The organism is Phaeodactylibacter sp., from assembly GCF_040219495.1.
Lineage (GTDB): Bacteria > Bacteroidota > Bacteroidia > Chitinophagales > Saprospiraceae > Phaeodactylibacter.
This window is the reverse complement of record NZ_JAVJSK010000090.1, coordinates 53,591-78,198: the sequence shown is the minus strand read 5'-3', so window position 1 is coordinate 78,198 and position 24,608 is coordinate 53,591. Positions and strand designations below refer to the sequence as shown.

10 protein-coding genes are annotated in these 24,608 nt (G+C 50.5%); 7 read left to right on the top strand and 3 right to left on the bottom strand.

Going from position 1 to position 24,608, the window contains the following annotated elements; all coding sequences use genetic code 11:
* From RIC19_RS13785 to RIC19_RS13775, 3 genes are all read left to right on the top strand, one after another.
* The gene (locus RIC19_RS13785) at positions 1–1,590 is read left to right on the top strand and encodes a glycoside hydrolase family 28 protein (RefSeq protein ID WP_350178914.1); all 1,590 of its coding nucleotides are present in this window, start codon (positions 1–3) and stop codon (positions 1,588–1,590) included.
* A gap of 135 nt (positions 1,591–1,725) precedes the next feature.
* A complete protein-coding gene (locus RIC19_RS13780) occupies positions 1,726–3,480 on the top strand; it encodes an AGE family epimerase/isomerase (protein WP_350178913.1) in 1,755 nt (584 codons plus the stop codon).
* A gap of 267 nt (positions 3,481–3,747) precedes the next feature.
* Positions 3,748–8,274 carry a two-component regulator propeller domain-containing protein gene (locus RIC19_RS13775; RefSeq protein WP_350178912.1) on the top strand — a complete coding sequence of 1,509 codons (4,527 nt, stop codon included), beginning with the start codon at positions 3,748–3,750 and terminating at the stop codon, positions 8,272–8,274.
* Positions 8,275–8,424: 150 nt separating this feature from the next.
* On the opposite strand, the gene RIC19_RS13770 is transcribed toward RIC19_RS13775, so the two are convergent.
* Positions 8,425–13,953, bottom strand: a complete 5,529-nt coding sequence (locus RIC19_RS13770; protein ID WP_350178911.1) for a T9SS type A sorting domain-containing protein — start codon at positions 13,951–13,953, stop codon at positions 8,425–8,427.
* 147 nt (positions 13,954–14,100) lie between these two features.
* On the opposite strand from RIC19_RS13770, the gene RIC19_RS13765 reads away from it, so the two are divergent.
* On the top strand, positions 14,101–15,684 hold the full coding sequence (locus RIC19_RS13765) for a sulfatase family protein (RefSeq protein WP_350178910.1): 1,584 nt from the start codon (positions 14,101–14,103) through the stop codon (positions 15,682–15,684).
* 9 nt (positions 15,685–15,693) lie between these two features.
* Positions 15,694–17,010 carry a family 43 glycosylhydrolase gene (locus tag RIC19_RS13760; protein WP_350178909.1) on the top strand — a complete coding sequence of 439 codons (1,317 nt, stop codon included), beginning with the start codon at positions 15,694–15,696 and terminating at the stop codon, positions 17,008–17,010.
* Here the strand turns inward: RIC19_RS13760 and RIC19_RS13755 are convergent.
* Together RIC19_RS13755 and RIC19_RS13750 are read right to left on the bottom strand one after the other, a co-directional pair.
* Entirely contained in the window at positions 16,985–19,129 is a 2,145-nt protein-coding gene (locus RIC19_RS13755; RefSeq protein WP_350178908.1) for a right-handed parallel beta-helix repeat-containing protein, read from the bottom strand. The genes RIC19_RS13760 and RIC19_RS13755 overlap by 26 nt on opposite strands.
* Positions 19,130–19,142: 13 nt before the next feature.
* The gene (locus RIC19_RS13750) at positions 19,143–21,380 is read right to left on the bottom strand and encodes a hypothetical protein (protein WP_350178907.1); all 2,238 of its coding nucleotides are present in this window, start codon (positions 21,378–21,380) and stop codon (positions 19,143–19,145) included.
* Positions 21,381–21,488: 108 nt separating this feature from the next.
* Here RIC19_RS13750 and RIC19_RS13745 point away from each other — a divergent pair, with 108 nt between their 5' ends.
* Both RIC19_RS13745 and RIC19_RS13740 read left to right on the top strand, forming a co-directional pair.
* Positions 21,489–23,138 (top strand): alkaline phosphatase D family protein, encoded by a 1,650-nt coding sequence (locus RIC19_RS13745; RefSeq protein ID WP_350178906.1) that lies wholly within the window; start codon positions 21,489–21,491, stop codon positions 23,136–23,138.
* Complete coding sequence (locus tag RIC19_RS13740) at positions 23,138–24,571, top strand: sulfatase family protein (RefSeq protein WP_350178905.1); 1,434 nt, start codon at positions 23,138–23,140, stop codon at positions 24,569–24,571. Before RIC19_RS13745 ends, RIC19_RS13740 begins: the two co-directional genes overlap by 1 nt.
* The last annotated feature ends 37 nt before the right edge of the window (positions 24,572–24,608 follow it).

The window sequence follows — 24,608 nt, the reverse complement described above, 5'->3', positions numbered from 1 at the left end:
ATGAGAAGCCTAATTGTCCTGAGTTCATTTGCCTTTTTGTTGAGTAGCTGCTCCAATCCCGGCAACCAAGCTGCCAGCTCAACAGATAGACCACTAGACGGAAAAGTTGAGGAAATTTTAGGGCGTATCCATGAGCCTGTAATTCCTGGCAACACTATCGACCTCGCCGAATTTTCCGGGCATAGCCCTGACCAGGGAGGCTCCCATGATTTCTACGAGGATATCCGCCGGGCGATTGATACGCTGTCTGCAAGGGGAGGCGGCCGTTTGGTGTTCAGCCATACCGAAGGACCTGATTTCTGGATCCGCCCCACCGAGACCTACCGGATTAGAGGGCCCATACAGCTCAAAAGCAATATTGAGCTCCGTCTGCACACCAATATTCGGTTGTTTTTCGAATTCGACCCACCGCGTTATTTACCAGATGGGCAGCCGGTGCTGCGACGGTACGAAGGTACTACGCTCTATTCTTTTTCACCGCTCATCAATGCTGTCAATGCGGAGAACGTGGCCATCACCTCCGTTGGCGAACATGGCGCACTGCCTGTAATTGACGGAGACGGGGAAAAGTGGCAAAAGTGGTCCTACGGTGGTGACTTGAGGGTGCAAGAGTCAGGGCGCACACCTGCTTACAAGGCCATACGCTCAGAGTTTAATAACGCGGACCTGCCCATCGCAGAGCGAATCGCAATGGATACCGGCTACCATTTCCTGCGCCCGGACCTTATGTCTTTTTTCCACTCCCGGAATATTTTGGTCGAGGGGCTGCGGTTAGAGCAGTCACCATTTTGGGTGGTACACCCGGTATTCTGTGATAATATGATTATGCGGGATGTCATCTTTGACTGCCAGATCATCAATAACGACGGCATTGATATTGAGAGCTCCGCTAATGTATTGGTTGAGCATGTCATTTTTGACAATTACGACGACAACGTGGTCATCAAGTCGGGCCGGGACCGGGAGGGGCGGGAGGGTGCCCTTGTTGCCGGTACCTTGTTGGATGACCTGAATTCACCTTATGTGACAGAAGGCCGGATCACTGCGCCAACTCAGAATGTGGTGGTGCGGGACTGCGTCTTTAAAGGGCATTATGCCTTTTGTGTTGGAAGCGAAGCTTCAGGCGGTGTCCGCAATATACATGTGATGGACTGCTGGGGCCCTATGGAAGTCGCCAAGGGTATCTTTTTCAAAAGCGGGCGTTCAAGAGGTGGATTGGTCGAGGATGTTTACATTCGCAACCTGCGTTTCAACGAAGTGGAAAAGGAGGCGATCAGTATAGTGCCCCGATACGATAATGATACTACAAGTGCTTACCCACCAACTTTTCGCAATATCCAAATTCAAAATGTGACCGTAAATCAGGCGGGGCAGGGGCTGCTTTTATTCGGATGGCCGGATGCTCCAGTACTCGGCGTAGAGCTGGAGGACGTTTTCATTGAAACCGTATCAGGAGAAGGGGGTAACGATAAGCTATGGCTCAACCAGGTAAAAGGTATAAAACTGGAACGGGTAAACATAGAAGGAGAGGACTTTAGCGGGCGGTACAGCCAGCAGGACAGCGCCTCTCTTCCACCACGGCGCGGCTAATCGCAACCTGTTGGACTCATACGTGAAAATAGTGGACTATTGTTGGCTAAGGACGGGCTACTTTTAGCATGGTGTAGTTCATCTCACCACAGAAGCCTTTCGGCTTTTATGTGATTACTCAAGAAATTGAAAAACATGAAGCATCTTTACCTCGTACTCCTGTTGCTCCCTTCACTAATTGCAGCCCAGAACCTGCAAAGCCTGCATCTGCAGGAACCTGATTCCCTAATTCCCCATTTGTTGCGGAGCGCTGACTTTTGGAAACACTCCGTAGACTGGGAAGACGGAGGCTTTTACACCGAAGTGGAACAGGATGGTACTCCGGAGCGGACCGACCGGAAATCTTTCACCCAATGCTCCCGCCATGCCTACGGCTTTTCCCGTGCCTTTATGGTGAGTGGGGATGAGGCTTACCTCGATTATGCGGAACACGCTATTCAATTCGTTTACGACCACGGCTGGGATCAGGATAACGGCGGCTGGTACTTTAGCAGCGACAAGATGGGCAATCCTTCTCCGCCATACGGTGGAGGCTGGAATCCCAACGAAAGTAAGTGGTCTTTCCAACAGCATTACAGCATTCTGGGCATTGGGGCAATGGCCGAGGCTACCCGGGAGCCTCTTCACCTGGACTGGCTGGATCAGGGCGCTCACTTCAATGACAGTTTACTCTGGGACAGCCGTCCTGCCTATCTCGGCTATTACCACGATGCTGATGAGGACTGGGGCAATCCCCGTGGCAAAGGCTTTACCGCTACCGTGGATGCCATTACCACCTGGGTCCTGACCAAAGCGTTGTTGTCCGATGCGCCGGAAGATGAAGACCGCTTACTGGCGGTGGCAGAAAATATCATGGATCATCTCTACGAAAGCATGTTTTTACCGCAGGTGAATTTTGGCTTCGCGGAATCCTACAACGCAAACTGGGTACTAAATACCAATTCCCAGGGCGGCTCCACCGGGCACGTCATCAAGACCGCATGGTGCCTTGCACGCGCCTATATGATTGACCCTAATCCGGCTTATCTGGAAGCTGCTCAGTACATGATCGATGATATGATGTACAACGGCGGCTATGACTATAACAACGGTGGCTTGTTTACCGGCTACAATTGGGTAACAGGCGCGGTAACTCAGGAAAAAGACTATTGGATGCTGGAGCAGGGCGTAACCAGCGGACTAATCAATTATTACCTGGCTACAGACAGCATCGACCGGGAATTGAACCTGGGCATGGCAGATGGGTGTATGAAGTTCTTCATGGAGCATCTCGTCGATCCTGTTTATGGTGAAATTTTTTCCCAGACCAATGCAGCGGGCGGGGTAATCAATAATGACAAGTCAGACCCGTTTAAGGGGGGGTACCACAATATTGAACTCGCCTATCTGGCCTATATTTACAGTAAGCTTTTTGTACATGATGAAGAAGTGAAGCTGTTTTATAGGTTTGAGTCACAGCCCGAAGCAAGATCATATAAAATGACGCCTGTTGCCGTGCCGGATGTAGCGCTTAACATTTCCAATGTGCTTCTGGATGGAGAAGCGTACACTGACTACGACCCTGATAGCCGTGTCCTGAATATACCGGCAGGTACAGGTGGGATATTCGAGATTACCTACAATATGGATGAGTTTGTCGATGCTGGCGAGGTTGCTGCGAATCCGGAAATTAATTTATTCCCCAATCCATTCGTGTCTTACTTTAGTCTGGAAGGGTTGACAGCAGAAGCGGAACTGGATCTGTATAGCTCGAACGGACAGTTGCTCAAACAATATGTAAACGTACAGAATGGTCGGCAAATACAGCTTAGTACATTGCCTGCTGGTGTGTACATTGCAGTGGTCAGAGCCGGTGGGCAAACATCCCGTCAAATGCTGGTGAAGCAATAATATTTGGCACTGACAAAAATCACCATATTTAATTAAAATTGGTTTTGCAAACAAATACAGTCCCTTTGCAGATATTTGTTCTACAGAGGGGCTGCTTTTTAGGGGTATTTATAGAATTAATTTAAAGGAGCAGACTAATTTTTCATTTACTAACCCTCTTTGTTTGTGTTTTTGTCGCAGAATAGTATCAATGGAAAATTTTGTTTTGTATATTAGGGTTAGAAAACACAGCAATTCCTAAATCACCTCCTAACCAAAGAGTTCTCTATGAACTTGAAAACCACACTAACAACCCTAGCCGTTTGCCTATTTTCTTCCGGCGTTCTTATTGGGCAAATGCAAAATATACGCTTTGACCGGTTGAATAAAGAAGACGGACTGAGCCACTCTCTTGTAAATGCAGTTGTACAAGACGACGTAGGATACCTTTGGTTCGGTTCCCAGGACGGGTTAAACCGCTACGATGGATACGAATTCAAAGTTTTTCGGCCGGGCCTAAGCAAAGATGACCTGATGCATCAGTGGGTCACCTTTTTATTTAAAGATAGCTATGGCCAAATATGGATCAGGTACAACAAGCAGGGCTTAACCCGCTACAGTCCGGAAACAGAAGCCTTCCGAAACTATTTGCATGATCCTCAAAATCCAAACTCCATTGGGAGTGACTTCATAGAGGGCGAGATGGCGCATAACAAAACACTGGTTCATGAGGATGCCTGCGGCGAACTGTGGGTGGCTACAAGCAAGGGGGTGAACCGCTACCGCAGAGCGACAGATGATTTTGAAAGAATTCATTTGAAAGGCTTAAATGGGGCGCCGGAACAACCTGCTATTACCTATCTGGAATCAAACGGGGATGGTGTGCTTTACCTGGGTACCTACTATGGGCTAATACGGTACGAGCCTTCAACCGGAAAGGCGAAATTAATTATGCCGCTCGAGAAAGACTCCGGAGACTTCATTACTACGATAAATTGCGACCGCAGAGGTGCGGTATGGGCCGGAACCCGGCAAAAAGGGATCTTCCATTTCATTTTGGATGATAATGGCAATAAAATAAAAGAAACTCAATTTTTTGATTGCTTCCTGACTGATCCGAAGCAGGACGAGGTGTGCGCCTATCGTATTCTCGAAGACCGGCAGGGCGGGCTTTGGTTTGGAGTCACCCACGGTTTGTTTCACCTGCCTGCGAATGCTGATGTAAATCTGGCTTCTTTGGCTATGTTGCCCCTTGGTGATGTTGGAGAAAGCATCTCTCTGATCATGCAGGACAGCCGGGGTAAAATATGGGCTGCGCCAGGCTTTGTTAATGGACTTTTTTTGATTGACCCCAATACAAAAGGTGTTCAGAAATTCAGCTATGACCCGGAAATAAATAACAGCCTCGGGCCAAACGACATCAACTTCTTACTTGAGGATAACAAAGGTAACCTTTGGGCCGGGCATGAAAAAGGTGGAATATCAAGAGCAAACCTTTATAACAAAAAATTCTGCCACCTGAATCAGACTAACCAATTCACATCAGGCCTGCCCCATAACGACATTTATGGCATTTTCAAGGATCAGTCCGGGGGCCTATGGCTGGGCACCTATGGGGGATTGTACAGAAAAGACATGGTAACGGGTGTTGAAACCGTTTTTCAAAAGGGGACTAAGGATTTTGATCAAAAATTTTCTATTGATCCCAGGCCCGATGGACGGCTTGCGGGCACCATAGAAAGCGGAGAGAACGGTAAAATCTGGTTCGGGTTTTTCGACTATAAAGTTAGTGAATACAATCCGGAAACTGGTTTCTTTAAAAACTATCAGCACCATCCGGAAGACTCTGCTGCTTTTCGGATTTGGTCAATGCGGGACATCTGTAAAGCTAAGGATGGAAGTGTATATTTTGCGGGCACTAACTTTGGCCTATGCCGGCTGGAACCGGAAAGTGAAAACTTTGAGTATTTCATGGCCGATGAAAACAACCCTGGTTCAATTTCTGACAACTGGCTTTATCGGTTGTATGAAGATGAAGAAGGATTCATTTGGGTAGGGACTTCAAAAGGCGGGCTTAACAGGTTCGACCCCCAAAGTGAGACCTTCAAAGTCTATCTGCATGATTCCAATGACCGGACCTCGCTACCTGGGAATACGGTGAAATGTGTCCTGGAGCGGGAAGGCAGAGATGGTGGAAGGTTTTTATGGCTGGGTACGGAGAATGGGCTTAGCCGTTTCGACAAAGAGACAGAAACGTTTAAGACTTATTTCTCCATAGATGGTATGTTTAGCAATGTTGTGCACGGTATGCTTGAAGATGATCACGGCCGTCTTTGGATCAGCACCAATGGTGGAATTTCCTGTTTCAATCCTGAAAAGGAGCAATTTACCAACTACACCAAAGAAGACGGGCTTCAGGATAATGAGTTTAATGAGGGGGCCTACTTTAAGGACGATAATGGCTGGCTGTACTTTGGCGGTGTAAATGGTGTTACGATGTTCCATCCGGACAGTTTAGCGCCCAACCCGTTTTTACCCGAACTGACGATCACTGAGGTTGAAATAGACAACCAAAGAGTAAGTCCGGGTGATACACTCAACGGGTACGTGGTCCTGGATCAGTCTATCAGTTATCAGGATAAAGTCACCCTGCAGCCAAAGAACCGAATGGTTTCTTTCTCCTTTGCCGCCTTCCACTTTGCGGCGGCCTCAAAAATACGTTATCGTTACCGGTTGCTACCTTACGAAAACACCTGGACTGAAGTCGATGCCTCCAACCGGCGGATTAGTTATATGAACATTCCTCCGGGAACTTACGAGCTGGAGCTGGAGTGCTCCGGAATAGACGGGCAATGGGGTGGTGACTTTCGGCGGCTGAAACTAGAGGTTCTACCTCCATTTTGGAAAACCAACTGGTTCCGGGCGCTGCTCATGACCCTCATTTTCCTCACTATTCTGGCCACCATTCATATCCGGACCCGCGTGCTGGCTTATCAGAAGCGGGTACTAACCCGTGAAGTTAGCGTACGTACTAAAGCCCTGAAACATAAGTCGGATCAGCTCCGGGAATCCAACCAACAACTAAAGGAGCGGCAGGCAGAAATCGAAGAACGTAACCTGCAGATTGCAGAACAACGCGATAACCTGGAGAACCGCAATCAACTGCTGGAGCAACAAAAACAGGAAATTCAGCGTATGGCGGAACTGGTGCACGAATCCGATCAGTCCAAGCTCAACTTTTTCACCAACATTTCCCATGAATTCCGAACACCGCTTACCCTCATTATCGGTCAAACAGAGGGCCTGCTCAACCAACAGGACTTTAAATCTACGGATGAGGTGAAGCGTGAATTACAACTCATCTACCGCAATGAGAAACGGCTTTACCGCCTGATCAATCAACTCCTTGAAGTCCGGCAAATGGAGTCCGGAAAACTGAAATTAAAGCCCCAACGCCAAAATGTAGTCGGCTTCACACAGGAACTGCTGGATGTTTTTCAGCCTGTGGCTGCCAGAAGAGGCATAAAGCTTGACCTGAAAGCCAGCCGGGGTAATATGGTTATGGATTTTGACAGAGATAAACTCGAGAAAATACTTTACAACCTGCTTTCCAATGCCTTTAAGCATACTCCCGACAGGGGAGAGATTTCTGTCCACTTTGAGGAGTCGGTTCAGAAACGTCGTCTATCTATGAGGGTCATTAATACAGGGCAGGGAATTGATGAAGATGACCTTGGGCAAATTTTTGACCGGTTCTACCATACCAATAATACACACGGTGAACTCAGCACCGGTATTGGATTAGCTTTGGTCAAAGACCTGGTCGACCTCCACAACGGCTCGATAGAAGTCCACCTGGTCGAAGAAGGGACTTGTTTCCAGGTCTGCCTTCCCATGCATCAGGAGGCTGCCACTGAATCAGCGGAAGCCATTATCGGGAATTTCAATTTCTCCCGTTCCATGATCGAACAGGCGGCAGAAACACCCGTTAGAAGTGAATGGAATATAGGGCTATCCAAGTCAGCAGACAAAGCCATTGCCAAGGCAGAAAAACCCCTGCTGCTCGTGGTGGAGGACAACCATGACATGCGGACGATGTTGGGCAATCAACTAGGCAGAAACTTTAGTGTCATCACTGCAGAGCATGGCAAAGACGGTCTGGAAAAGGCATTTGAGCGCATACCAGACCTCATACTCAGCGACGTAATGATGCCGGAAATGAATGGGTACGAGATGACCAGTATCCTTAAGGAAGACAAGCGTACCTGCCATATTCCTGTACTTATGCTAACCGCAAAGGTAGACCTGGGTGATCAGATTACCGGACTGGAAAGCGGCGCAGATGACTACCTGGTCAAGCCTTTTAACCTTAGAGCTTTACTGCTAAAGTTGCATAACATGCTGGAGACCCGTCAGGCACTGATCAACACCGTGGGAGAAAGCGTTCCCCTGATTCCGGATAATATCAATGTGAAGACAATTGATCAGGACCTACTCAGCAGCATTGTAAAGGTCATTGAAGAAAACCTGGACGATACCACACTCAATGGCGACCGCCTTGCCATGGCTGTGGGCATGAGCAAAGGCAACCTTTACCGAAAGCTTAAAGCCATTTCTGGTATGACGGTAAACATTTTCATTCGGACGGTCCGTCTGAAAATTGCCGCTCAATTATTGCGGCAGGGTCAGTATAACATCTCAGAGGTAGCTTATTCAGTAGGGTTCGACAACCCAAAGTATTTCTCGGTTTGCTTTAAGGAACTTTACAATCAGACTCCACGCGCTTACATGAATGCGCATGCTGAAAAAGTCTAATTTCTACCGGTAGTCAGGGCGAAAAAAAGGCGCCCCGGATTGCAGCAGAATATACTGCTTTCCGGGGCGCTTTATTTTTTTCAGTAGAAGGAAGTTTTAGCAGTTGGCCCGGCGCAGAGCCGAACCTTACTGCTAAATAACTAAAACTAATTACTGTACGAAAATCTTACCTACTACTGTCTGCTCATTCTGAATGAGCTGCAGGATGTAGGTCCCTTTTGGGAATTGTTCCAAATTGACATCAAAGCTTGCACTTTCGACATCCTCTTCGAACATAGTAGCCCCATTGGCACTCATGATGCGTACGTGCTGCAAGGGGTTGCCGCTCCTGATGTACAGGCTTTGATCTGCAGGTACGGGGAAGACCTCTATACCGGCATCCTTGAAAGAGGAAACATCTGTCGGCAATAATACCTCGACATCAAAGGTTTTCGTGATGCTGGTCAGGCCACTTGAGATAGTAACCGTCATTGGTACGGTGCCTTCTGTATCCTCTACCGGTGTAAAGGTGATCGTACCTGTACCGCCGCTGACTTCGCTCACTTCCGGTGCCGGAATGATAGATGCGTCTCCGCTGACCACATCAAGGCTGATATCATCCATTTCACCATTAAACTGAATATTCGCGACATCTACCTGGTAGGAACTACCATCGGACATCACTTCCTGGTCAGGAATATTATCCGCTGTGAAGCTTGGGCTTTCCAAAATCTCATCCGTAACCAATGTAGTAATACTGTATGGCGGGAGAATCATCCGGTTATCTGCCGAGCGGTCACCTTCCATAAAGTAACTGCGGCTAATCGACTGGAAGTACTCGAGCCCTTCTGGTAGAGCACCGTTGATGTCCCACTGAACACCCAGCGCACGGTCGCCTGCATTGACCACAACAATAGCCGTTGTACCATCCGGGCGGATCCCTGCATTAACGATCAGGTTGTCCTCATCGGAGGAAATAGCCATCATCTGTGTACCTGGCTGGAAGTACCGGTAAAAGTGCTTGGCCGCATAGTACTTCACGGTCTTCCGGCGGCCCCGGTAGTAGCCAAACCGGGCTCCGTCATCACTCGCACCAGACTGCAGGGTCCAGTATACCCAGCCCTGTGCCTCGCCTTTGCTCAGGCCCAAACCGATGGCGCCCGCTACCCGCATCGCTCCTTCCTGATGGTTATCCGGCTCTCCACTCGTCTCAGTCATCCAGAGTTCCTTAGGCCCTCCTTCTGCTGCTGTATAATCGCGCGACTGATTCTTCATTTCAATCCATTCCTCACCACCGAGGTTGCCAACGCCAATACCATCAGATGCATAGCCGTGGGTGGCAATGATGTCTGTGTATTGAGAAGCCGTTGGATGCGCCTTGAGTGCTTCCATGTAAGCCAACATGCTGTAGCCATTGACACCTTGGTCAAAGTTCTGTTCCGGCATGAAGATTTTGGCGGTAACGCCCAGCTCTTCAAACTTGGGCCCGGTTACGGCCACAACTTCTGCAAACCGCTCAGGGCTAAGAATCGCTGAATTGTAAAACTGAGAGTAAGCCGGTTCATTCTGCGGGCAAATGGCGTAGACTTCGACGCCAGTCTTCGCCTTTACCGCAAGCCACCAGGCGGCCAGAAACTCTGCATACTCTTCGTATAATTCCGGACGGACCTTGTTGTCGGTTCCGCCCCAGCCTGGCGCACTATTCAGCGGGCCACCAATTTCTGCCAGAGAATACTTCATCCAGTAGGGAGGAGACCAGGCCGTTGCAATGACTTTCCAGTCCTGCACGGCGGCGGCTTCAAAAGCGGCTTTGTATTTCGCAATACCCGGGTGGATGTAGTCAAAGTCCAGCGCATCGTAGTTAACGATGCTGGCGTTGTCGTTATCATTCACCGGCTCAAATTCCGGTTCGATTTCTACCCGGATGATGCTCAGCCCCATATCGTTGACCGCTTCTTCTGCCAGGTTGCCACTGCGGTCATAGAAGGCACCAAAGCCTTGAATCTCCTGCAGCTCAGTTGAAGCGTCCAGTGTTAATGTGGCCTGATTGATTAGCTTAGGGTCAATCACCCGGATATTGAATGTTGAGCTGGCGGGGATGTCCACACCCATGCCCGATACCTCCACGGTAATATTACTGGAACCCGTTTCGCCCGTTGGCACAAAGGTCATCGTTGCCTGTCCATCAACAACATCAGAGAAGCTGATTTCACCTAGTTCCGGGTTGGAGTTGTCAGTGATTGTGAGTTCCGGCGGGTTATCGTTACCCGATTCAATCCCGGAAATGGTCACTTCCCGCTCTTCATCACTAGTGGTAATCCACTGCTGAGAGATACCATTAATGGACGCCACCACTGTATTATTACCGGTAAGCTCAGTGACTTCCGAACCAATCCGCAGGTCGCGGATGTAGTAATCGCCAGCTAACCAGGGAAATAAACTGCCGGCTTTTCCACCCTCGATGTGAAGATGGAGGCGGGTCATCCGGGCAGCATTCAGTGGAACCTGCTGAGCCGTATGGAACAACTGATTGGTGAAGTCTATGGTAATGCGGTGCCACGCTCCATCAGCAGGGATGGCTTGAATGGTAGTGGAGGGGCTTGACCCTGTGGTGTAACGCCCCTCATTGTCCCACAGGTACACATTGTAATCGGAGTTACTTGAGCCACCATCCCGTACTACCCGGGCTTCAAAGGTTACATAAGGGTAGTCAGTCAGGTTGAGTTCGTTCACGAACTGGTAGCCCTGGCCATTCCAGTTACGCTTGTTCTCTGTGAATGTTGCCCTCCAGGCTTCTCCTCCCTGGCCATCATCGACAATCTCATCGGAAGAGCCATCGTCGGTATCAATGTTCCAGCGGGATTCTTCATACACCGCAATCTCGCCGGTAATCGGCTCAGGGATAATGTCAATGCGGAACCCGGTTGTTGTGGATTGATCGCCGTTGTTGACGCCATCGATACCACCGTCATCGGATATGTTAACGGTCAGCTCCACAGACCCCGTAGAGTCCGGGGTATAGGTCAATATAGCTTGCCCATCGGTAATTGGGCTGATTGTAAAGGCGTCGGCATTGAGAATACTGGTATCTGAGGTTTCGATGGTGAGGGATAAATTTTCCGAATCGTTGCCTCCATCAGAAAGGCCTGTCAGGGTAAGTTGTGCCTCTTCGTTGACAAAAACTTGCTGATTTTCCACACCGCTTATGGTAGGTGGTGCGTTCAGCGATTCAAAGACTTCAACGGTAAAGGTCTGTATACTGCTCTGTTCCTCATCGCCTTCCCCGTCAGTCAGGGTAAGTGTAACGGTAACCGGACCGCTGAAACCCTCGGGTGGAGCAAGGCTGACCACACCATTTCGCTCCCGCTGATCAAAGCTGGCATCACCGCTTTCGGACAGGGCCGTTGGGTTGGGCAGTATGGCTTCGTTGGATGAGGTCAAAGTGGCGCTTACCACCTGTGCGGCTTCCGCATTGCCATCATCAATACCGGAAAGGGCGAGTGTCGAGGTTTCACCGGCAACGATTTCCTGATCGGCGGGCTGATCTGCGGTAGGCGGCTCATTTCCTTTGACCTCTAAGATGAAAACCTGGCTGCGGGTATTGGTTCCATCCGTAGCCGAGAAAGTAAGTTCTACTTCGCCCTTTTGATCTGCAACCGGGGTGTATTGAATCGTTCCGGTTGCTCCGTTGAAGGCCACTTCTATGCTGTCAACGGGCAACAAGGCCTCATCCGCACTGCTGATTTCCAGCTCTGTGATGTTGTCACTAAGGTCAGACAGTACAATAGTCTGAGCTTCTGAACCTATATAACAGGATTGGTCGTCAATGGCATTAAAGTGGATGCCAGTGGGTGTGGCAGCACTTCCGATCATCAATTGGTCAATCAGTAGCGTACCTTCGTAAACGGTTGCGCGCCTGGTCCCGGAAAACTGCCAGCCATTGGGGATAAACTCTATGGCTGCCACGCGCCCCAGGTTGAATTCCTCATTGCCTTCAAAGGTATACTCGTACCAGACATAGGGCTCAACATCTTCAATCGTGCGGCGCATTACATCGCTGCCGTTCCCATCCACATCAATCAGGCGTACGTCAAAGTTGAGCGCCCGGTCGGTCTGCGCCTCCACCATGAGGTAAGGGCTCTCCGTGATATTGATTTCCGTAGGGAGCGTAAAACGGCCAAAGACGACTTCAGCCTGTCCTTTATTCATATCAATTTGCAGTAAGCTGTTGTCTTGGGTGTAGCTGTAGAATTTGGGCGCTGACCACATCGGGGTTTCGTCCTGATCATCGTAGTGGGTGACGTAGCTCTTATTGTCAAACACCAGCAGCTCAAAGGCCTGTGTCACTGATAGCGGCGGATTGCCGTTATCGGTGACCGTGACCGTAATGGTGGTGGTGCCGAATATGCCATCTTCCAGGTCCAGGTTCAGATCAGCAGATAAGTTAGAAACATCACCAATAGAGATGTTGCCATCCTGCAACATAGCCTGGTTACTGGAAGTAGCCGTAATGGTCAACTCCTGCGTACCATCATCGCCATCAGTGATGCCAAATAAGGGTACCGTTACAGTTTCGAGTGCTTCGGCGGGGATCAGTGCCACATCCTGAATCGGATTCAGGGTAGGGTAGAAGTGGCTTTCCGGAAAGGCCGCCTTGCCAATAGCGTAGTCATCCATGGTGAACAACCCCTGAATGCTGTTGCCGCCTTGCTGGAAACCACCGGGATCAATCTGGATTTCCCTGATTTTAGAACAATCGAAATCAGGAGGGGCATTCGCAAACAACTCCGTGAAGTCGTAGGTGTAGGTCGTGTACTGGCCGTCCCCGGTTATGGTTTGATTCACGTTACCTACAGAGATACCATCATTGGGGCCCACACTTTTGATATTGACCCGCCAATTGGTTTGCGCAACAGCCTCTGTTTTAAGCCGGAAGCTTAAATAGGGATATTGGCAAAGGTTAAAGTCCGTTTCATTCCCGAAAAAGTCCTGGAAAAACCACCAGGCCTGCTTGTCCAGGTCAATTTCAAGCTCTTCGGTGTCGTTAACAGAAAGGTTTGCCAGGCTCCCTGGGATTGCGACAAACTCAGTATTGCCAGTTGAGAAATCGTTTAAATAAGAATCATTGACCACCACCGGGCCTACAGGCGCAGCCGCCTGCCCAATCGCATAATCATCCAGGTAGAACAGGGTGCCCGGCATGAAGTTCCCCGGTTGTATGAAGCCCGGGATATCGAATTTAACCTCCGCAAGCTCATTGCAGTCAATATCTCCGATGACATCTGTAAAATCGAATAAATACTCGTGGTACTCCCCATCTCCAATCAGGTCCCCATCGAGCCATGGGGTATCCGTACCTCCGCCCCGCAGCTGAATCCGGAGACCTACGGCAGTGTCAGTCTTCATTTTAAACCGCACAAAGGGAAAGTCACAGACATTCAGGCGGTCGGCCGGCGGCCAAAAGTTTTGAATGAAGTACCATTCCGTTTTGTTATTGGTAATAACCAGCTCGTCGTTTTCGAAAGAGAAGGCATAAGGCACTGTTCCATCAGAGTGCTCTGGCAGGATGGAGGCCATGATCAGCCCGTTCGACCCGCCTGTGAAGTCGTTTTCGTAGGAACTCTCCTGAGCATGAAGTAAAGGAGGGCTTGTTATCCAACCTGCTAAAAGCAGTAGGATGTAAACTAATCTACGCAACATATAATTTGATTTTGGTTAAGGATAAATAGGTTTCCTTTCCAATTTCTATAATGTTGATCGGAAAAGTGTCCTGATGAGTGCTGTGGAAGTGTCCTGTTGAGTCATGGTCTGAATTTGGTATACTAGCTTTACTTTAGCACAAAAAATATGCGGCTTTCCATCCTCTGTTTGTGCCTGCTCTTTTTGGTGGCAGGCTGTACTGCACCATCCGCTACGGAACAGCCCGGCGAAAGCACGCCAGTAAATATTCTTTTTGCCATTGCTGATGATGCTTCCTATCCGCACTTTAGTGCTTACGGTTGTGAATGGATTGCCACGCCAAACTTTGACCGTGTGGCAAAGGAAGGCCTGCTTTTTACCCGGGCCTACACCCCAAATGCCAAATGTGCGCCCTCCCGCTCCTGTATCATCACCGGGCGCAACAGCTGGCAGTTGGAGGAGGCTGCTAACCACTGGCCGTATTTCCCTGCTCATTTTAAATCTTACGTCGAGGTACTTAATGAGCAAGGTTACTTCACCGGCAAAACAGGTAAAGGATGGGCACCGGGCATTGCTCTGGACAGTTCAGGACAGCAGCGCCATCTTGCAGGCCCCGATTTCTCAGCGGTAAAGACTACACCGCCCACTCCGGATATCTCCAATATTGACTACGCTGCCAACTTCGCTGAGTTCCTCAATGCCAGGCCTGAGGATCAGCCATTTTGCTTTTGGTACGGTGGCATTGAGCCTCATCGCGCCTACACCTATGGTTCCGGGCCCGAACTGACCGGAAGAGCTATTTCTCAAATTGATTCAGTGCCCGCCTACTGGCCCGATAACGAGCGGGTGAGAACGGATATGCTGGATTACGCCGCCGAGATCGAGCATTTTGATCGCCACCTGGGGCGTATGCTGGACACCCTGGAAGCCAAAGGTCTACTGGATAACACCTTAATAGTTGTCACTTCCGACAATGGTATGCCCTTTCCTCGAGCCAAGTCGAACAGCTACGAAATGGCCAACCACATGCCTCTGGGCATTCGCTGGCCTAACGGGATAAAGGAACCCGGTCGAACGGTAGATGCTTTTGTGAGTTTCATTGATTTCGCGCCTACTTTTCTGGAGGCAGCAGGGGTAAAGGCAGCGTCCGCAAATATTCAGCCCATGACTGGACAAAGCCTGATGCCCATACTTCGAAGTGAAAAAGAAAAAATTCGTGACTACGTGTTGATGGGCAAGGAAAGGCATGATGTTGGGCGCCCGGATGATGTCGGCTATCCCATCCGCACCTTGTTAAAAGACAGCTTCCTGCTCATCCAAAACCTGAAGTCCGCCCGCTATCCGGTGGGGCCGCCCCAAACGGGCTACCTGGCTACCGATGGAGGTGCCACCAAAACAGAAGTCCTAAACAGCCGCCTGGAAACGCCAGACGCGCCCTACTGGGCATGGTGTTTTGGGAAAAGGGCGGCAACCGAGCTCTATGATTTACGAACCGATACCGATTGCATCTTTAATTTGGCAGGGCAAACGGAGTACGCTACTGTTCAACAAGAAATGTCACAGCAGCTATGGGCAGCGCTCAAAGCAGAAGGCGACCCCAGAGCTTTCGGCAAAGGCGATCAATTTGATGCTTACCTTTATTCACATGAAAAGGACCGGGATTTTTACAACCGGATGATTAGAAGGGAGCCCGTTGAAGCCGGATGGGTAGAGCCCACCGATTTTGAACCTGATTTTCCCAAACGAAAATAGTATTACCTAATGCTAAGAATAATAATGTTGCTGACTATTGCGGTCCTGCCGGTTTTAGTGCTCAGGGCACAAAACCCTATTTCTCCGCCCGGACTGTATTTAGCTGACCCCTCCGCCCGTATCTTCCAGGACGGGCGATTATACCTTTATACCTCACAAGACGAAAGCTGCAATTACTATTGCTCACGCAGGCATTCCCTGCTCAGCACTTCCGATATGTACTCCTGGGAGGTGCACGCTGATGTTTTCCACTCCAGTGGCCCGCAGGACGAAGTGGCCGCTAGTGATGCCCTCCTTTTTGCTCCTGATGCTGCTTTCCTCAACGGGCAGTACCACTTGTACTACTGTATGCCCGATCAGGCACATAGTGAGGGCGTGGCGGTCAGCGATAGCCCCATTGGGCCTTTCGTCGGCGGACAGAAAATAGATTTGGGCGGCTATGATCAGATTGACCCGGCAGTCTTCATTGATGATGACGGGCAAGCTTACTACTTGTGGGGGCAGTTCACCTTGAAAATGGCACCCCTGAACCCGGATGGTAAAACGCTGGATTTATCTGCAATTCGGGATAGTGTGCTGACAGAATCTGACCACTTTTTTCACGAAGGTGCCTACCTTGCCAAGCGCAACGGTCTCTACTATTTGGTTTATGCCGATATAAGCCGGGCGGACAAGCCAACCTGCATTGGGTATGCGATAAGTGAATCTCCGATGGGCCCCTACACCTACGGCGGAGTCATTATTGACAACCGGCAGTGCAACCCCGGCAACTGGAATAACCACGGCTCAATCGCTGAATTTGATGAGCAGTGGTATGTATTCTACCACCGTTCAACGCATGGTTGCAATAAGATGCGCAAAGCTTGCCTGGAACCGATTGCCTTTACCTCTGACGGGCATATTCCGGAGGTGCCCATGACCACGCAAGGTGCTTTGCCACCTTTGCCCGCCAGAGATACGCTTTCTGCAGCCAGGGCGTGTTTGCTATTTGGAGAGGTGCGTGTAGAGCAATCGGGCCCACACGCTGAAGTCCTTTCCAATTTCAGCAATGGCAATAAAGCAGCATTCAAATACATCAAGTTTGATAAGGAGCTGAAACGGGCTACCATCCGCCTTAAGCAAGGTCAAAAAGGAGGGCAAATTCGGCTACGCCTTGATCAGCCCTGGCATCAGGAGCTCGCCCGGTTTAACCTGCCGGAGGGGCAGCCCGGGTGGAAGACCCTCTCTGTAGACCTGAGCAGTAATCCTTCCGGGGAACGTACCCTCTGGTTCCTAGTCTACGGTGAAGATGCGGTAGAGGCTATTGACTGGGTGGTTTTTGAGTAAAATCAGCCCGCTTTGGATACTCCACCCAGCCATCATTAGGGCCAAAAGCTCCAATGTAGGTTTGCAGGCTGGTATCAATTTGCCCACTTGAGTCCATGCCCACACCCGATCTCAGTAACGAATTCCCGGCTCTCAGCCGAAAATCGCCGGCTTCAGGATCGCGCAAAATTGAGCCTTCCACTACTTCCAGGCCTGTGGTCCGGTAGGAACGCCAGGGCGCATTTTCCGGCAGGTCAAATATGGAGCTGGGCGTTTTGAGGTCCGTGTAGTTTTTGTAAAAGTTAATCCGGCTCCCGGCAGGATCGCCGGGATAGACCAGTGCCAGGGCATAATCCCGGGGTTGCAGAATCAGGTTGTTAGCCACGGTCACATCTTCGACTACACCATTTACCTTCCGGCCGGCCTTGCCTTCACCGCTGGGGAAGGAGATAGCAATACCACCTGCCGGACCGCTATTGCTGTCCAGGTAGCCATTCCGCCAGGCTGTATTATTGAACACTGCAATGTGCTTCAGGTCAGCATCCGAGTCGCCCCACGCTCCCGTGACGCTGTGGGCGTTCCAGGCACAATCGTAGGATAAGTTGTGATGAATGCGAACGTATGCACCGGTCCCACCGCCTTCCGTACCGATGCCCACACCGGAGCCTACCCGGACTGCGATATTGTGGTCGAGCTCAATATGCTGCTGTTTACCGTAGCCATTTGGTGCAATGCCCCAGGCCCAGGGACGGTTGTGCGCATCGTGGACGTAATTGTGATGGACGCGCAGCTCATCAACATCGCCATCGATAAGGAAGGTTTCTTTATCTGCCCAGGCGATTTCGTTGTAGCCCACTTCGATATTGGAGAAGTGTGCCCCATCTATGCCTTCCATGGGAGGCTTACGCGACCGCTCTCCCTGTGCCGCATTAATTTCAGGCATGTACAAAGGTTGGTTAGGATTAATGAAGGTGGAGTCTCCCGTATCCATTGCCAAAGGCGCACTCCCGGCATCCTCCAATCGGGTAGGCCCCATAAGTATACTGGTCGGGCGGATGAGTGTATTGCCAATTATCTCGCCTTTGTCGATATGTGCGAACCGTATACCCGGAGAAAAAGTCAGATAAACGGAGTTGTAGAGCAGGGAAATATTTTCCCCGTATTCCGCTCCAATGCCCCGGGCACGGGAATGCTGCAGGTGTAGATTTTTGAGTACGAAATGCTTGCAGTGGTCAATGCTGAACATGGCCTGATCCAGATTTAACCAACCCTCACCTGTTCCAAATGGATTGCTGCCGTAGGTGAGATGCGTTGCTTTGAAATCAAACCGGGCCGTTTCTCCCGGCCAGCCGATAACCCGGGTGGGGTGCCCTGCGGTAGCCAACAAGCTGTCGAACAGAACAGGGGCGGTACAGGTGTATTGCCCCCCTCTCACAAAGACAGTACTGCCTGGCGCTATCGCTTTAGCTGCGTGCTGCAAGGTCGCCCAGGGGGTGTCAAAGCGGCCTTCCTGATTGTCATTTCCATACGGTGCGACAAAATAGGTGGGCACGGCAGGAGGCGCCTGTATTTCTTCCAACTGATAAACTGTAATGAGGGCTCCGTCATTCAGGCTGTCTGGAATGGCAAGCTGGATTTCCTGAATCCTTACTCCAGGCATAGGGTTGGGTACATCCATAGCGTATTGAACGGCGTATTTTCGGTTCAGGGTATCAGATAGGCCGACTGAGCTTAGCCTGGCAAAGGGCAAGCTGTAGATAAATCCATCGGTTTCATTCCACCAGTCCCGTTCATGGGCTCCAATTGATTCCCCATAGCGGATACCAATGGGAATTTCGCGCCCGTTTTCAAAAACTATGGTTAGTTGCGCTACGGCTGGTCGGTCTGGTAACTGGCGGCCATTAGCTCTTGCTGACTGAGCGGCTTTCTTCCAGTTGCTTATCCGGCTACCCGGCTTTAACGCGAAGTGTATACGGAGAGCCTCCGCTGGCTGATCCGTCTTCCATAAAAATGGATGGTCAAAATGAACCGTAGCTAATGGCTCGCTGAGGGAGGATGGGGCATTTTTGCAACCGGAAACCAGAAGGCTGAGGGTGAACAAAACGCCCGAAAAGCAACGTAATTTCTTTTCAATATTCATCTTATTGGGATATTTATTGGAGCACCACGTACAATGCATTTTCCGGCAGAGTGACCTGAAGCCCTTCTGAAAGGCGACGTGTGACTAATTCCCGTACCGCATACCCATTTTCATCCAATAAAATGGCAGTAGACAAATAAGGATTATTGATGGTCAGGGTAACGCGTGTCGCAGCGGCTTTCCAGGGCAGGCGGCCGGTTTTGAGTATTTCATAGCCTTCCACTTCTTTTTTGCCCAGCTTATAGGTAGCTCTCCGCTCCTCAAAACCGGTAAGTTCGTATAGGGTATTGACTTGCACCAGCGCTTGTTGCGTGGAAGCCAGGGGGCGCTCATCCATGGAAACGGTTAAAATGGTGGCATAATCGTTTCCACTTTGGATCACCAGGTCTTGGGTGCGGAAAGTGCCGTTGTCTGCGTTGAGAAACCCGGCAAGCCCCTGAGCAGCAGGGGCATCTAACCGGCATTGTCCTTTCCCGTAATTCCAGATCAGTTCTCCGGTAGCGCTCGTGACGCTCTGAGCTTTGTAATCAATCCATTCCTCCAGCTTTGGGGCAATATAATCGTTCTGATCAGAATCATAAGACACCCTAACTTTACCAGTTAGGTAAGCCAGCGGGTTGACCGGAGTACCCTGTGATACCACAGCCTGGTCTCGTAAATCCCGGTTGGGGTCAAAGCCACTTTCTTCGGTTAGCAGTGGTGCTTTTCTCTGGTGCATATCTTGCAGGGCCCGGTGCTCACGTATAACAACCGGGGCTTCCTGTACATAGCCTTTGCGGTAAAGCAGCGCATTGGCCGGGAAAGGTGCAAGGTAAGCCGGGGTGGAAATATTAAACTTGAATACCGGAAAGTTGCCTTCCTCAAACTGTTCATCAAAAGTAAAGAACAGCTCGTTGCCCTCACTGTAAGTTGCTGAACGGGGCGAAAACCAGTAGTAGGTATCAAATCCACTGAGTGAGGCATAGGCGCTGGTAAGAAATACGGACTCTGCAATGTAGCGGTGGGGTAGTGGCCAGCTGCTTTCCGTCATGGTGAAAGGGTGCCCCTCGACCTGCTTTACATTGACAGGCAGTTTATGAGGCTGGTGCATCACGGATTCCCCCTGATAGTAGTCCCCAGCCTGATAGCGCCAGCCTTTGTAGGGGCCTTCGTGCCCGGCACTGAAGTAACGGTTGACCGCCATGACCTCCGCTGCAGCATTGGTGTGCCGCTCCAGGTCCAGTAATTTGGTATTATTGGCCGTTTTCCAATTCGTACAATTGATCAGTTGCTGACAGCCAATCGACCGGAGATGATCGTGGACTTCCTGGTAAAAGCCGCGTTGGATATCGGTGAAAAAAGCCATTTGATCTGCCAGGCGGCGTTGATTTGCGTCGGATTGGTCCAGCGTGGCCTCATAAATAGGGTAAATACCCAACCGCTTTTCGCCGGGCGCATCATCTTCGTGCCGGGCACTTGCCTGCCAGGCAGTATGAGCGGCCTCAAGGGTCGCGTACTTCTCCAAAACCCAATCGTAGAATTGACTTTCGATGGTGCTGCGAAGTGAAGGCTGAATAGCAGAGGAGATGGTCCAGAAAAACACCCCATCTTCATTGAGCATCTGTATAAGCCCTACTGCCGGATCGTCCTTTAAAGGTATACCGGTGTAGGGGTTGGGAAGGGTATACAGGTCGGTCAGCCAGGATTTGTAAGCCTCCTGAAACCGGTCATTGAAATACAACAGCCCCCAGGGCTTGATCTTGCTGCCGGAGTAGTCCCCAAGGCCCCAGCTGGGAGGAATGGTGTCAATAAAGTAAGGCCAGAAGGGGCTGATGGTCGAATATATACCTTCCTGTTTAAAAATAGCGACCATTTTCCAGATGGCATCGAGCTCGTCTTTGTTCGTCTCGAAAATATCATCCGTGAGCGAGTGTATCTCGCCGTGAAAGCGGATCATATTGACCCCTTTTTTAGCTAGAAAGCGGGCATGGTGGGCAAGCTCCAGCGCATTCATGCGGCGGGCTTTATTGCCCCCCCCTGTGGCCCAGAAGCGAATAGGTCCTCCGCGTTCGGTGACAAAGCTTTCTCCGTCTGCTGATAATTGTACAAAACCATTTTCTCCGGCTACTTCCTCATTTAGGTACCGCAGGTCAAGCAATGCCGTAGTATCAAAAGGATCTGGTTTGATTTGGAAAGCCCAGCCTTCCTGTGGTGACTGTGCTATCAGGCTGGAACCGTAAAGCAGTGCGATGAATAGCAGTAGGGACTTCATAGGCAGTATTTTTCAAAAATTAGGCATTCCTCAAAGCAGACAGTGCGGGTAAGTGCAGGCATTTGCCTATCTTAATTTCATCAATAATAAGTAAACCAGATTTACCTTATGCACCATCTCCTGAAATACCCCTTGCTCTTCATACTACTGGCCCTGTTAGCTTGTCAGCCAGCAGATAAATCACCTAAGTCGTTTACCCTGGCAGACGTCCCTCAGCCGGCTCCCTTTGAAGCACTGGATTCCTTAGCCACTAATGACTGGTGGAACCGGCCGACAACCGATATCATCAATATGAAGGTAAACCGGGACTCAGTGATCGCCTTCGGGATTTATACGGTTTCAAACGAGACACTCAAGCTTAGTGCCCAGCTTTATCCACTGTATCCAGATGAAGACCGAAAAGTGCGGCTTGAATTGAAACGAAACGGCCAATGGGAAGAGTCTTTGGCTCAGCCCGTTAACGACCTGGGCTGGATGACCACTTTTCGGGTGGAAAACTGGGACGATGCACAGGCGGTCTCTTACCGATTGCGGCACGGTGAGAAAGCCGCGTTTGAAGGGCTTATCCGTGCCAATCCAAAAGACAAATCAGAAATTGTTCTTGCCGGGCTATCCTGCAACTCCAATAAAGACCGGGGGCTCAGAGAAAACTACGTGCGCAACATAGGCCATCAGGATCCTGATCTGCTTTTTTTCGCCGGTGACCAATCTTACGACCACCTGCAGCACACCGCAGCCTGGCTGAAGTTTGGGCTTCAGTTCAGGGAGTTGTTCCGGGACCGACCCTGTATCACCATCCCGGACGATCATGACATCGGGCAGGGTAACCTCTGGGGTGAAGAGGGTAAAAAAGCTACCGTTCGTGCCGGGCACGATGGCGGTTATTTTTACCACCCGGAGTATGTAAAGATGGTGGAACGGGCTCAGACTAGTCACCTGCCCGACCCTTACGATCCCACTCCTGTCCAACAGGGTATTGGCGTGTACTATACCCATCTAAATTGGGGTGGTGTGGATTTCGCCATTATGGAAGACCGGAAATTCAAATCCGGTCCCGATGGGAAAATTCCCCAACAGGGACCACGGCCTGATCATATCCGGAACCCTGACTACAATCCCCAAAGCGTGGATGTTGAGGGTTTAAATTTATTGGGGGAACGCCAACTGAAATTCCTTGAAGACTGGGGGCAGTCGGGCAATCCTGCCTTTCGGGCAGTGCTTTCGCAAACCGGCTTTTGCGGAGGCGCTCACCTGCACGGCAAGCAAGACAACCGCCTCCACGCCGATATGGACTCTAATGGCTGGCCACAAACCGGCAGGCGGAAAGCTCTGGAACGTATCCTGGCGGCCAACGCCCTACATATAGCTGGCGATCAACACCTGGCTACCCTTATTCAACATGGGATCGAGGAGCATGGAGATGGCCCCTGGGCATTTGTGGTACCCGCCATCGTGAATGATTACTACAGCCGTTGGTGGTGGCCGCTGGACAAGGAATTGGAACAAACGGAACCCTACCATCCCGAGCTACCGTGGACCGGAGACTTCCTGGATGGCTTCCACAATAAGATTTCAGTCCATGCCTATGCCAATCCGGATGCTGATTCAGAAGGGGCTGGGTATGGACTTATTCGCTTTGATAAAGATGAGGGTACGGTCACTTTTGAATGCTGGCCCCGCTACGCAAATGTACAAGAGGCTTCTGCCCGGCAATTTTCGGGCTGGCCCAAAACGATAACGTTAAATCCAACAAAGTAATGCTAATCAAATTTTACTGTAGCCTGCTTGGCTTATTCATAGCCCTGGGGCTTTATGCTCAGCAACCCCCCAATATCGTAGTTTTCATAGCAGATGATGCGGGCATGGAGTATGGTTGCTACGGAGATACAGCAGCGCATACCCCAAATATTGATGTACTGGCCAGCCAGGGAGTCCGGTTTACCAAGGCCTTTCTGACCTCTCCGCAGTGCAGTCCGTCCCGGACCAGTATGCTGTCCGGGCAGTTTGCCCATACCATTGGAACGGAGGACCTTCATACCGGTATTGATAGCACTACGGTTCTCGTTCCGGGTTACCTTAAGGAGGCAGATTATTACTCCGGGCTCATGCTGAAGGGGCATATCGGGAAACATGGAATGGCACAGTTCGATTGGTATGATGATGGGTTTTGGCCAGACTGGGTACGGGACAATACCTGGCATGACAAGGCGCTGGGCAACTTCAATACCTTTTTGGATCAGGCTAGCAACCGACCGTTTTTCCTTTGGGTGGGATTTGTGGATCCGCACCGGCCCTACCGTATAGAAGATCGACAGGGTGGGCGCGCACCAGCTGTGAATGAGCCTGTACAGGTTTCGGTACCTCCCTATTTGGTGGGCAGTCCAAAGACCCGGGAAGACCTCGCCGATTACTATAACGAGATTTCCCGAATGGACGGGCAAATCGGAGACATGATGAAGGCGCTGGAATCAAGGGGATTGCGCGAAAATACCATCGTCCTCTACCTCAGCGATAACGGCATGCCATTCCCCCGCGCTAAGGGGACGCTCTACGATTCAGGCTTGCAAACGCCAATGGTCTGGTCCTGGCCGGGGCACTTTCCTGAAGGGGCCACTTACGAAGGGCTTAGCAGTACCATTGACCTTGCCCCAACGCTTCTGGACTATGCCGGGTTGGAAAGGCCAGAACAAATGTACGGGCAATCGCTTCGCCCCGTATTGGAAAAGCCAAATGCCGGGGGGCGAAAGCACGTTTTCGGCGAACGCAACTGGCATGGTGCCGACGAACACATGCGGTCTATCCGGACCGATAGTTTCCTGCTGATTCTGAACAGTTATATCGCCCTGCCCCACGGTACGCCCACAGACTTATCGGCATCTCCATCCTGGTTTGCCCTGAAAGAGGCGGCACAGCTCACGCCTGCCCAGGAATGGCTTTTCAAGGCACCCCGGGTTAAAATAGAGCTTTATGATGTAATTACTGACCCTTTTCAAATCAACAATTTATCAGGACAGGAAGCCTACCTGGAACGGGCCAAAGCACTCTCCAACGAACTCGTAGAATGGATGAAGGCTACGGGTGATCATCCCCCTCACGAACGACGCCGGAATGATGTAGTGGACCGGGTGAGTGGTTTTCCTGTACAGGGGGACCGCAAGTTCTTTGAGGGCTATTGGTATGAAAAAGATTGATTCAAGGCCTTCATTGTATTCCCTGCGCCTATAAACG

Bases quoted from the DNA above. Each gene is read 5' to 3' on its own strand.
- RIC19_RS13760 (WP_350178909.1), top strand. From the start codon at position 15,694: ATGCTAAGAATAATAATGTTGCTGACTATTGCGGTCCTGCCGGTTTTA.
- RIC19_RS13740 (WP_350178905.1), top strand. From the start codon at position 23,138: ATGCTAATCAAATTTTACTGTAGCCTGCTTGGCTTATTCATAGCCCTG.
- RIC19_RS13745 (WP_350178906.1), top strand. From the start codon at position 21,489: ATGCACCATCTCCTGAAATACCCCTTGCTCTTCATACTACTGGCCCTG.
- RIC19_RS13770 (WP_350178911.1), bottom strand. From the start codon at position 13,953: ATGTTGCGTAGATTAGTTTACATCCTACTGCTTTTAGCAGGTTGGATA.
- RIC19_RS13750 (WP_350178907.1), bottom strand. From the start codon at position 21,380: ATGAAGTCCCTACTGCTATTCATCGCACTGCTTTACGGTTCCAGCCTG.
- RIC19_RS13775 (WP_350178912.1), top strand. From the start codon at position 3,748: ATGAACTTGAAAACCACACTAACAACCCTAGCCGTTTGCCTATTTTCT.
- RIC19_RS13755 (WP_350178908.1), bottom strand. From the start codon at position 19,129: ATGAATATTGAAAAGAAATTACGTTGCTTTTCGGGCGTTTTGTTCACC.
- RIC19_RS13785 (WP_350178914.1), top strand. From the start codon at position 1: ATGAGAAGCCTAATTGTCCTGAGTTCATTTGCCTTTTTGTTGAGTAGC.
- RIC19_RS13780 (WP_350178913.1), top strand. From the start codon at position 1,726: ATGAAGCATCTTTACCTCGTACTCCTGTTGCTCCCTTCACTAATTGCA.
- RIC19_RS13765 (WP_350178910.1), top strand. From the start codon at position 14,101: ATGCGGCTTTCCATCCTCTGTTTGTGCCTGCTCTTTTTGGTGGCAGGC.